This is a genomic window from Paenibacillus sp. GXUN7292, assembly GCF_050864975.1.
In the GTDB taxonomy this organism is placed as follows: Bacteria; Bacillota; Bacilli; order Paenibacillales; family Paenibacillaceae; genus Pristimantibacillus.
Genome location: NZ_JBOZWO010000012.1, coordinates 90,875 through 103,524, shown reverse-complemented (window position 1 = coordinate 103,524; position 12,650 = coordinate 90,875). Strand labels below are relative to the sequence as shown.

Annotated in this window: 3 protein-coding genes; 1 reads left to right on the top strand and 2 read right to left on the bottom strand. The window is 45.4% G+C overall.

Going from position 1 to position 12,650, the window contains the following annotated elements:
- Positions 1 to 20: 20 nt before the first annotated feature.
- Positions 21 to 2,981 carry an Npt1/Npt2 family nucleotide transporter gene (locus ACRRU2_RS12350; protein WP_432501991.1) on the top strand — a complete coding sequence of 987 codons (2,961 nt, stop codon included), beginning with the start codon at positions 21 to 23 and terminating at the stop codon, positions 2,979 to 2,981.
- A gap of 46 nt (positions 2,982 to 3,027) precedes the next feature.
- On the opposite strand, the gene ACRRU2_RS12345 is transcribed toward ACRRU2_RS12350, so the two are convergent.
- Complete coding sequence (locus tag ACRRU2_RS12345; protein ID WP_432501988.1) at positions 3,028 to 3,414, bottom strand: VOC family protein; 387 nt, start codon at positions 3,412 to 3,414, stop codon at positions 3,028 to 3,030.
- 375 nt (positions 3,415 to 3,789) lie between these two features.
- Complete coding sequence (locus ACRRU2_RS12340; protein WP_432501985.1) at positions 3,790 to 12,354, bottom strand: family 10 glycosylhydrolase; 8,565 nt, start codon at positions 12,352 to 12,354, stop codon at positions 3,790 to 3,792.
- Positions 12,355 to 12,650: the final 296 nt, after the last annotated feature.

Sequence of the window (12,650 nt, the reverse complement as noted above, 5' to 3'; positions counted from 1 at the left end):
CGGCAATCCGGAGGCTGTATTTGGCACGGAAGAAACAACGATTCAGCCTGCAGCGCCCCGTAAAAAACGCAGCGACCAGTTCCAGCGGCAAAGCAAAGAGCAAGGGACTGTTTCAGTACGTTCCCCATCTGAAGCATGTCGCGATTATGCTGGCTGCCATGACGCTGGCGCTTACACTAATCGATTATCAATTCAAAGTTATATTAAAAGACGAACTGCAAAACGATGCACTTGCCGGTTTTATGGGTACTTTCTACGGTGTGACCGGATTGCTGGCGCTGGCGGTGCAGTTTTTTGTGGCAGGCAAAGTACTGACCAAATTCGGAGTGATGACGGCATTGCTCGTCTTTCCCGTTGTGCTGCTGGCTGGAAGCATCGGGGTACTGGCGTTGCCAGTGCTGGCGATGGTCGTACTGGTGAAGGGCAGCGACAAAGTCGTTGGCGATACGATCAATTCTTCGGTCAACCAGCTCATCATGCTGCCAGTGCCGCCCAAGTGGCGCTCGCAAGCAAAAGGTTTTCTCGATGGAACGGCGCGCAACGGAGCCAAAGGCGCGGCAGCCATAGCGCTGATCTTCCTCTCGCCGCAGCTTACCGCGCAGCAGCTTGGCTACATTATTGTCGGTCTGCTCGTCATAAGCATTGGATCGGCGATTATGCTGCGCGGCGCCTATGTCGAGACACTGATTTCTACACTGGAGAGCAGTGAGCGGCGGTTTGACGGCATGGAGCTGGACTTTATCCATCCAGCCAGCATGAAACTGCTGCTTTCGGCGTTGACAGGAGCAGACCAGCGGCAAGCGCTCTATGCGCTGTGTACACTGCACGAGTTGGAGGGATTCGATCTGGAACCATACTTGCCCGGTCTGCTCCACCACCGCGCACAAGAAGTTGTCATTAGCACACTCGATATTATCGCCAGTACAAAACCTGCAAATATGGAAAACGAACTGTATGCACTGATGGATCATGGCGACACCGATATTTCCGCGCACGCTTTAATGGCACTTGCCGCATACGGCAATGAGCGACATCTGGAGCTGATTACCGGACAACTGGAATCGAAACATCTGGCGATGAAAACTGCCGCAATTGCCGGACTGATCAAATATTATGGCATCGAAGGCATGTTCCGTGCGGTCAGTGTACTGAAGCCATTGCTTGACAGCCGGTATGTAGCGGAACGGGCAGCAGTGGCAGAGCTATTCGGACTCATCGGGATTCGTGAATTTCACAAGCCGCTCATTCCGTTGCTGCAAGACGACTCGCCGCAGGTGCTTCATCAGGCAATTCGCTCGGCCGGACAGTTGCGTGCGCCGGAGCTGATTCCTTACGTTGTACCGTTGCTTCAACGCGGAGAAGTGCGCAAAGACGCGATCGAGACGCTCGCGTCCGGCAAGCCTGAGCAGGCTGTTGCACTGTTGGAGCCTTATTTTCATCAAGAGCAGCCGCTGCTGCATCTGCCCAAGGTATTTGAACGTATGGCGGCAGCTCCCGCTTTTGATAAGCTGCTTTCTTTGTACGGCGGCTCTTGTATTGAGATGCGAAACGCCATGACAGAGTCGCTCGTCAGACTGCAGCGCCATGTTCATGCGAATCACAAATATAACAGCATTGTCGAAGGACTGATTATACTAGAGCTGAATCTGTATTGGGGGCTTGGCAAACATACCGAGGGCTTATTGTCTGTGTCCGGTTATGAAGAAATAACAGAACTTGTGATACAGCATCGCAAAGAGACCGTTCGACGCATTTTCCATCTGCTGTCGCTCATACATGATGCCGCAACGATTCGAGCCGTATATGCCAACTGGTCGGGAGGAGATGCCCGCAAACAAGCCAATGCGATGGAGCTGATTGATCAGCTTGTGCGTGGTCAACTGCGCTTGCATATGGTTAAGCTGATGAATGACGGAGACCCCAGGCTACGGGTGGCGCGAACGGCTGAACAAATTGCCGGACAGCTGCGCTGGCTAGAAACATTAGGTGACCGATGGCTGAATCGACTAATCGCCTATGCGGCTGATCGGCTCGCTTCCGACGGACTTCAAGCACTTATGAAGCAAATTGATATTCTGCGAAGCTATTCGTTATTCCAAAAACTATCAAGTCGGGACTTATCGATATTAGCAGAAAAACTGGAGATATTTGAAGTGTCAGCTGGCGAATATATTTTCCGCGAGACGGATGAAGTCAATATGTTATTCCTTGTTGCGGAAGGTCGAGTCGGCATCTATCACGAAGGCGTTCGGCTTGCAGAGAGACAGCCGGGCGAAGCATTTGGTCAGTTAGGCCTGCTTGTCCACCATAATCATACAGCTGACGCATTGGCTGAAACGAATACCGTATTGTGGCGACTGGATTCAGAAACGTTCTACGAAGTGATGTTTGATCGTTCGGATATCGCCATTGAGATGATGCGCCAACTGTCTGCCCGTCTGCGCAAAGTACTTGCACGGCAACATACAACTGGGCAGCACACCATATCGGAATCGCAGATACCGGAATTGCAAACTGCGACAGCAATAGAGTCGGGCAGCGATATGCTTGGTGTAGTGACGGAAGAGGATGACTCTTTGCTTCGGCGCATTCTTATTTTGCGCAAAGTGGAAATATTCGCTTATCTGGCGGAGGATGATATCGTCCGGCTGGCACAAATGGTAGACGAGGTTCGCTATGAGGCTGGCGAGGATATTTGTCTGGAAGGCGATTATGGCGATACATTGTACGGCATTATTGAAGGCAGTGTAACGGTTCATGTTGGAGGCGCAACACTGGCGTCTCTTGGAGAGGGAGACTGCTTTGGCGAGATGGCGATCATTGACAGCGCCCCCCGCTCCGCCAACTGTACAGCTGCAACCGCTACAGTGCTGCTCCAGTTGCAGCGCGACCAAGTATTTTCGTTATGTTTTCAAAATATCGACGTACTGCGCAGCATGATCCGTCTCTTGGAAGAACGGCTGAAGGGAATGGCAGCTTAAATGCTGCCATCCTGTAATTTGAAACTTCCATTGTCTGCACAACCTTTTATTCTATTGGAATTTCGTGATACAACTCGATTAAGTTTCCTGCGGGATCTCTGAAATTAACGCTTCTTATCCCATATTGTCTAGAAATCGGCTCCGATATAAAGTTGACTTTCTCCTTCAGTTCAAGAAATGCCTTGTCTACATCATTCACCTGAAAGACAATTACTGCCCGATCATTAAAATGATCGTTTACTGAATAAGAACAGTCGATCGCATCAGCCATGGATTTTCTATCATAAAGTGCGAGTGTGGTATTACCTGTATTAAAATCGGCATATCTGCCCTCTTCTGTTCCCCAAATGGGTTCAAATCCCATTACATCCCGGTAAAAAATAAAACATTCCTTAAAGCAATCCACTAGCAAGCGAGTATGGGTTAACTCCATTTCTAATTTCCCCCTGACCTTAATCATTATTACAATTCAGTACTTATACTCATTCGATGTATATAGGTTTTTCCCTCTTTTTGATTTTTTACAAACCTGCTACACTGTGGATGCTCAAAAGAGATATTCTATTCGATGCTGCATGCCTTGAGTAAGGAAGAGATATCTCTCGAAGAAGATGTCGTGTTTCTAAAAAATACGAAAAGAGGCTAATCCTCACGGACAACCTCTTTTCTTCATCACAGAGCTCTCGTTGTGTAGCACCATTGCCTTGCCTTTGACCCTTACTGCTATTGATGAACTGAGCTTCATTGAGAAATCGCCAGGCCCCCGGCTTAATTGCCGGGGGCCTGGTTTTACTGATCGATTTCAGCTTTATTTACTTGCGAACTCTAGCGCTCTAAGCAGAACGACCACCGACTCGGCTCTTGTTGCCGTTTGATTCGGAGCGAACTTGTTGCCGCCAACGCCTTGAACGAGCCCGTTCTCAGCTGCCGCTGCAACTGCCGCTCTAGCCCATGCCGGGATATCGGCGTCATCCGCAAATCCAGTTGTTGCCTTGGAGTTGTCGGCGAAACCAAGCGCATTCACGATCATCGTCACCATCTCGACGCGGCTGATCTTCGCGTTCGGTCTGAAGCTGCCATCGGAGTAGCCCTTCACGATTCCAGCTTGCACAGCTTGAGCGATGCCTTGTGTCGCCCACGAGCCGATGGCTGTCTTATCATTAAACTCCAGCTCGGCTCCGTTTCCTTGCAAGTTCAGCATACGAGCCAGCATGACTGCAAACTCGGCGCGGGTAACCTCGCTCTTCGGCTTGAATGTGCCGTCAGCATAGCCGCTAATAATGCCCTTAGCTGCTGCAAGTTTAATACTTGCTTCCGCCCAGTGGCCTAGAATGTCGCTAAATTTGACTTCAACATTCTCTTCAGGCTTAGTTTCCTCTTCTTCGGTTACCGGAGCACTTACATTTACAACGCAAGTTGCAGTCATATTTCCATCTGTGGTTGTTACTGTGATTATTGCTGTGCCGCTGCCTTTTGCTACAACTCTGCCTGCACTATCAACAATTGCAACATTTTCGTTGCTGGATTTCCATGTCACCTGCCTAAAGTCAGCATTACTTGGGCTAATAGCTGCTGTCAGCTGGGATTCATCACCAATATTCAGTTCCAATGTCTGCTTATCGAGACTTACACCTGTAACATGTATCGGAACATATATCACTTGAGGTACCGGTATTTTTGCAGCCTTAAAGCTTTCTACTGCGGCTTTCAAGCCTTCCACTGCACTATCGATGTCTTCCTGGGTCTTTGCGTCCACTTTGGCAGTTGATGCAGCTGCTATCGCAGCTTCCAAGGCATCCTTTGCACTTTGCGGATACTGCCCGGGATTTGTACCGATTCTTGCCGTGTCTCTTAAATCTGCAGCTATTTGTATTTGATTATCCAATTCAGTTGTATCAATTGTCTCTGATGGTTTGCTTACAGTTACAACAGAGGTTGCAGTTTTATGTCCATCCTCAGTCGTCACTGTGATAACAGCTGTACCCTCTGCTATTGCTGTAACCTTACCGGTGTTATCAATTGCTGCAATTCCATCATTGCTTGATGTCCATGTTACATTCTTATTAGCTGCATCTGATGGAGTGATCGTCGCCTTTAATTGGAATACATCTCCAACATTTAATTGAAGTGTTTCTTTATCAAGGCTCACTTCCTCGACTTCAACATTCGGATCCGGTATTTGTGCAGCCTTAAAGCTTTCTACTGCAGCTTTCAAGTCTTCCACTGCACGATCAATCTCTTCCTGGGTCTTTGCATTAATCTTTACAGCTGATGCGATTGTTACTGCAGCAGTTAAGGCATCTATAGCCTCTTGCGGATACTGCCCAGCTTCTGTACCAACCTCAGCATGATCCATTAGTTCCTCAGCTGCTGCTATTTCGCTGTCCAATTCAGTTGTATCAATTGTCTCTGATGGTTTGCTTACAGTTACAACAGAGGTTGCCGTTTTATTTCCATCCTCAGTTGTCACTGTAATAACAGCTATACCCTCTGCTATTGCTGTAACCTTACCGGTGTTATCAATTGCTGCAATTCCATCATCGCTTGATGTCCATGTTACATTCTTATTAGCTGCTCCTGATGGAGTGATAGTCGCCTTAAATTGGAAAACATCGCCAACGTTTAATTGAAGCGTTTCTTTATCAAGGCTCACTTCCTCGACTTTAACATTCGGATCCGGTATTTGTGCAGCCTTAAAGCTTTCTACTGCGGCTTTCAAGCCTTCCACTGCATGATCAATCTCTTCCTGGGTATTTGCATTAGCCTTTATAGCTGATGCAATGGTTACTGCAGCAGTTAAGGCATCTATTGCCTCTTGTGGATACTGCCCAGCTTCTGTACCAACCTCAGCATTATCCATTAGTTCCACAGCTGCTGCTATTTCGCTGTCCAATGCAGATGTGTCAACTATTGGTAATTGAGTACTTTCATTTGACGGAATACTTTCATCGCTAAGCCTGTTTAATGCTGTCACAACATAATTACTTGTTGGTTTTCCTGTATGATCAGTATAGCTTTGCAGACCTGTCTCAGTCTTACGAACTTTAGCAATCAATTTAACAGGATTGTTAATGTCTACAGCCTCATTATCTTCAAAACGATAAACGGCATAGTATGCTGTATTTTCATCATTATCCTGCCAGCTAATTGTATTGCTTCCGTCTTCAAATGCTGCACTTACTAATACCGGAGCTTCAGGTGCTACTCCACCTTTCCACGGCATTGCCGGCATAAGGGCTTTGTTAGCCCATAAGTCATTCTTAATCAGCGATGCAGCAGAAATAGCGTTAGGAGAATTAACTTTTAATGAGTTATACGTAAAAATCATAGTACCGTCTATCTTAGGGTTTGCAGCGTTAAATTTAAGCTGGCGTGCAATTTCCTGATCCCCAACACCCAGGGTATTCCAATACTTATCAGTAGTTCCTTCAACAGGATTTAGCCAGTAAAAACCTACACCAATATATAGCTGTGTTCGTACATCAGGGTTGTTTTGAAGCAAGTCAGACCACCATGATGTAACAACTCCATACCCTGCAGCTGAATTATTAAATGTCCAATACACCTGTGGGGTTATATAGTCGATTATTTCTTCTAAAACCCACTTCTTAGTATCTGCATAAGCACGGTCATAGTTTGGTATTCCGGCCGAAGTTTCAGAACCATCCGGATGTCCGTCTTTCTTGTTGCCCCATACACCTGCCGGGCTAATCCCAAATTTAACCCACGGCTTTGCTGCATTTATTCTATTATGCAGATTTTTAACCAGTGTATAGGTGTTATTTCTGCGCCAATCCTCAATCTTCGGAAACTCAGTTTTGTCGGCATAGGTATCATATGTGCTCTGATCACTATACCCGGCATCAAAACCGCCATTGCTGCCAACATAGAAATAATCGTCAAAGTGTATTCCGTCTATATCGTAATTCTCAACTATTTCCATAACGGCGTCTTCAACATATTTCGCAGCTTCTGGAATTCCTGGGTCAAGGACATAGCGGCTTGTGCCAACCTTTATCCATTCCGGATGCTTGGCATAGATACTATCAGGCACCTTGCTCAACATATCTCCTACTGCCTTTAAGTCTGGTAAAGGCTTTCCTGATTCGTCCATATACATTGCCGCCGGCATGGAAACGCGGTATGGGTTAGCCCACGCATGCAGTTCGAGATTTCTCTTGTGTGCTTCTTCAATGGCGAACTGCAGCGGGTCAAATCCCGGATCAACATCCTGTTTTCCTGTCAGCCAGTATGACCATGGTGCAAGCTCTGATTTATAAAATGCATCTGATGTCGGCCTTACCTGGAACATGACTGCATTGGCGCCTGTTTCTGCAAGATCATCAAGAATTTTGATAAGGTCTGCTTTTTGCGCCACCGCACGAGCTTGTGTGTCTTCAATCTTCCATGAGTCCGTGGATGGCCAGTCAATATTAACAACAGTGCTTATCCAGGCAGCACGCATCTCACGTTTGTTTACCGGTGTTTCCTCTGGAACATTATACTTATCCCATGGTGCTGCTATTCGTGCTGCAAAATATTTTGCAACTTCTGTATTTAATGCGGCTACAGCAGCATCAATAGCATCCTGCTCAGCATGAATATCGCCTAAAACTGCTTGTGCTGCTGCAATTGCGGTTGTAACAGCAGTTCTTGCATTTTGCGGATACTGTCCGCCAAGTGTCCCTACTACTGTTGAATTAACCTTAGCCTGTGCATCTGCTATAGCATCATTCAGTTCAGTTTTATCAACATTTAATGGAACCATTGCAGCCTCAAAAGCCTTAATTGCAGCATTTAGATCGTTTAATATACGATCAATATCTGTCTGAGTTTCTGCATCAGCTTTAGCCGTTGTTGCAGCTGTTATGGCCGATGCCAAATCATCAATTGCCCCTTGTGGATATTGTCCGGGTTCTGTTCCTGCAGCTGCTCCATCATGCAGAGCTTTAGCCTTTGCTATTGCAGCCTCTAAATCAATTGTCACTAAAGGTGGAACCACCTTTCCGTCAAAATCAGCAACTGCTTGTGCTAAGGCCGTTTTTGCCGCCTCAACCTCTCCTTGTGTTGCACCCGCATTGTTATATACTGTGTTTGCTGCATCTATTGCAGCTTGCAGTGCTGCCTTGGCTCCGCTTTGATATTGTCCTGGCAGTGCTCCTTCAACTGCAATATCATGCTTTGCCTCTGCGGCATCTATCGCAGCTTTTAAACCCTGTAAATCTATTAGCGGAATTTGTGATGTTTTAAAGGTATTGACTGCAGCATTTAATATTTCTGCTGCACGATCAATATCTGACTGTACTGTGCTGCTTACCAAAGATTGTGCAGCAATGAGAGCATCATTCAAATCTGCTATGGAGCCAATAGGGTACTGACCTCCCTGTGTTCCTTCCACTGCACCAAGTAGCAGGGATTTTGCAGTTGCAATAGCTCCTATCAGTGCTGTTTTATTTAATGTTGCAGCCGGAGTAATATTATATATTGCAGTAAGGTCATCAATGTAGATCGTACTGTTTACTCTGCCATTAGCAGAGGTTTCAACTAATCCAGGCATAATGTTTAGTAAAAGGCCAGTTGATGCATTAAAAGTTGCTTGTGGTACATCATAGGTTACAAAATTCCAGCCTGATTTCATCACTGAATTGGCTGGTAAGAAATTGGCAGTAGTAGGTGAAGAACCGTCTGCCTTTCTTACCTCTGCACGTAAGCTGAAAATCGTCTCATCATTCCCATAAAGCCAAAAACCAATTTTGTTTGGTGTATTGTCTCCGGTAAATTTCAATTTTGGGTTAGGGTAGGATGCACCTTTTATATAAGCGCTGGCTGTTCCACTAGTTCCCGCAAAATTATAATCAATCTTAAATGATCGATTTCCGTTTTTCACATAATTGGGATCATTGGTATAGGAAATAGTGGGCCTAGTGCTTCCTCCATCATTAACCCAGTCAACCATGCTCTTTCCGCTGCCATGGTCTTCATAGTCCTCTATGATCTGATGTCGCTCGCTTACAATCTGTGCAGCCATATAGGCATCCACTGCTGAGTTAAGCAAATCGGTAGCACTATACATATCTGCCATAACGGCTGCCGGATTGTTCATCACACTAGCTGCAGCATCGATAGCAGCATGAAGCCCTATGCGCTCTGATAAAGGATACTGCCCGTTGCCAGTACCGGCAGTTGTGCTGTCATAAAGGCTTTGCGCAGCTGCAATTGCCCCGCTTATTTCTGCTGTATCCTTTGTTTCACTTCCATAAACAGCCACAAGATCATCTATATAAATTGTGCTGTCCACCTTATCATTGGATGATGTGGCAATAATACCGGGCATAAGTGTTATAGTAAGGCCCGTAGTTTGATAGGAGGGAGCCACAGGGTACTCCAGGTACTTCCATCCAGTAAAATTCAGCGTGTTAGAAATGTTTTGATTTGTATTAGTGGAACCAGTAGTAATTCCAGCACGGAACTCTGCCCTTAGAGCAAAAGTTTGAACATTATTTCCATATACCCAGAAACCTATCTTTTGCGGTACTTCCCCGGGTTTAAACACAATGCCCGTACCTTGGTTCGGACGAACATAGGCGCTTGCAGTACCTGCAACTTTGGATAACTTATAGTCAACCTTCAAAGAACTGTTTCCGCTATGCTTTATAGCGGTATCATAGGACAAAGTCGGTGGTGTGCTGCTGACACTGTCTCCTGTCCACTTCATCATGCTTTGGGCAGCACCACTGTTAACGACCCCATTTTCAAAGTCGTCCAGCACGATAACTGCAGCAACTTCAACTGTAGCTGTAACATTAGTGGATGTACCGTTTATTGTCCCTGTAACCGTAAATCTGTGTGTTGATAAGGTAACAGCCGGATCCACACTTGGCCAGGTTATTAAAACAGTGTCCTTTGTGCCATCATCATAAGTTACCTTAACCGTACTTGGAAGCTTTGGTGCTACGCCGATACCTGTCTTCACATATACCGGATCAATGCTTACTATGTCTACAGCCCTTTCGACAGTGACCGCAGCTTCTACCTTCATTGCGGCTCCTTCAACTGTTCCGTTTACAGTAAAGGTATTAGTACTAGCGTAGTTTGCTGCCGGAATATCATCCCAGACTACGGCTACACTTGAGCTAGTACCGTCAGTGTATGTGGCATTAACGCTAGGGGGAAGTATTGGAGGTATTCCCACCCGAGTATTAACAGCTATGGGTGCATATAAGTTAACTGCCGGATATACGATATAATTGCCTTCTGCTTTTAGATTTGTTCCATCAACGGTTCCCTGTATGCCTTTCACACTTGGATTTCTGTATTCATTGAAAGGTGCGGCGTTTTTATAATCTTCAGGATTGGGTGTTTCCCATAAAACAGGAAGTGACGAAACTGTATTGTCTGTATATATTACATCTACAGTAGCTGGAAATACCGGAGCCGTATTTTGTTCTGTTCTTACAATAACAGGATTAATATATTTTATAGCCGGTGCAACAACTGAAACATGTGCTTTAACAGTCATTTCTGTTAGTGTTCCGTTAGTATGAATAACTTTCCCGGTTACATCAAAGCTATTTCCGGCAGCGGAATAAAGATTAGGGTCAGTTATCTTGTCCCACTTTACCATCATATTAACTGGAGTACCTGATGTCATATTAACCTTTACAGATACCGGAAGAACCGGGGCTGTACCGACTGCAGTAGTAATGTTCGCATCGATTGCACTGACCGGTGCCGGTGCATTTGGCGAGCTCTCGTTCTGAAGGCGGTCAAGTGCAGTGACTACATACTGTACCTTACTTGGATCTGATACAGCTGTATCGGTATAACTTGTTATATCTTTACCGTCACTATCAACAGTTTTACCAACAACTGCAATTATTTTTGTTGAATCTGATGTATCAACATTTTCATCCTGTGCAAATCTATAAATGACATAATATGCTGTGCTGCCTGTTTCATCATTAGATGTCCATGTAACTTGTGTAACGCCATCTACGGCCTCAGCAGTAACGTTTGTAGGCATGGCTGGAGCAACGCTGCTCTTCCAGATTGATTTTGGAGCTATAGCCTTATTCGCCCAAGCCGTTCTTACTCCCTCTTCTACAGCTTCCTTTTTATAAATTCTTGAACCTGGAACAATATTGCTGCCCTGGTATAGGAATGAACCATCGATCCCGCGGCCTGTAATTTCACTTATATAGTTTGTATTGAGCTGTATCTCCCTGATAATCTCTTCTTTGGCAAAGGGATCTAAAAATCCTGTTTCAGTTGAATTGGTTGTATCATTTACCCTATACAATCCCATACCCATATAAAGCTTTGTATTGGAATTTGTAAGGTGATCTGCCCACCAAGTTGCTATTACACCGTAGGGAGCCACATCACGGCCAAATGGCCAGTAAACCTGTGGGGTCAGGTAGTCAATCAGCCCTTCGTTCCCCCATCTTAATGTATCTGCAAAGCTCCTATCATAGTTTGGTCCGCCTCCGGCAGTTGGAGAACCGTTAGCATGCCCGTCTTTAATATTAGCCCACATGCCAGCAGGGCTTATTCCAAACTGTACCCAGGGTTTTGCTGAACGAATTTCTTGGGAAAGATCGCTGATAAGCTTGTACGTATTATTTCTTCGCCAATCGCCTCTGTCTGTAAAGCCGCCCTTATACTTTTCAAATGTAGCAGTGTCATCATAATCATAGGCTTTGCCCTCATGGTAGAAATAGTCATCGAAATGAACGCCGTCAATATCATAATTATTAACAACTTCCATAACGCTATCCACTATCCATGCTTGTGCTTCAGGTATACCTGGATCTACTACGTACACACCATCGTAGGCTTTTTTAATCCAATCAAAATGAGTGTTGAAAATACTCTTTGGCAGTTCCTTGAGTTGAGCAACCATGGCATCATTTACCGCAGTTGCAGCACGATAGGGATTAAACCATGCGTGCAGCTCTATTCCGCGCTTGTGCGCTTCCTCTATTGCATATTCAAGCGGGTCAAAGCCTGGATCACCGCCTGGTGTCCCTGTCATAACTACTGACCAGGGAACTAGATCAGATTTATAAAGCGCATCGGAAGATGAGCGAACCTGAAACATAACTGCATTCAGATTGCTGGCAACTGCCGCATCCAAGATATTACTTAGTTCTTGCTTTTGCTTTTCCACCCTCGCTGCAGGATCAGTAATAGCTAACGATGCTGAGGATGGCCAATCCGAATTGTAAACGGTTACAATCCAGGTCGCACGCATATCTTCCTTCTTAGAAACATCCGAGTTTAAGTACTTTTGATATGGTGTCCATGCATCTGAATCTGGAGGAGTAACCCCCGCCGCTGAAACATGAATAGCAGGTAACATGGATGTTAGCATTAAAACTATAAGCATCCTGCTGCATATTGCTTTACAACGCGCAGATAAACGATTCATTTTCACTGCCCCTTATATTAATTTTGGTATTTCGCTACAAGCCCACTGAATAGATTCGCCTATTCCTGTTCCTCATCCCTCCCTATAAAGTAATTTGTTTTCTCTCTGTTTCACAAGCTCTTAACTTCGACAGCTTAAAACGCACAGAGGATCTTATCTGAATATTATACAAATTCGAATGTTTCGTCAATAAATTTCACAAACATATTTTATTATGAAACTTTATTTCGACATAAAAC

Bases quoted from the DNA above. Each gene is read 5' to 3' on its own strand.
- ACRRU2_RS12345 (WP_432501988.1), bottom strand. From the start codon at position 3,414: ATGGAGTTAACCCATACTCGCTTGCTAGTGGATTGCTTTAAGGAATGT.
- ACRRU2_RS12340 (WP_432501985.1), bottom strand. From the start codon at position 12,354: ATGCTAACATCCATGTTACCTGCTATTCATGTTTCAGCGGCGGGGGTT.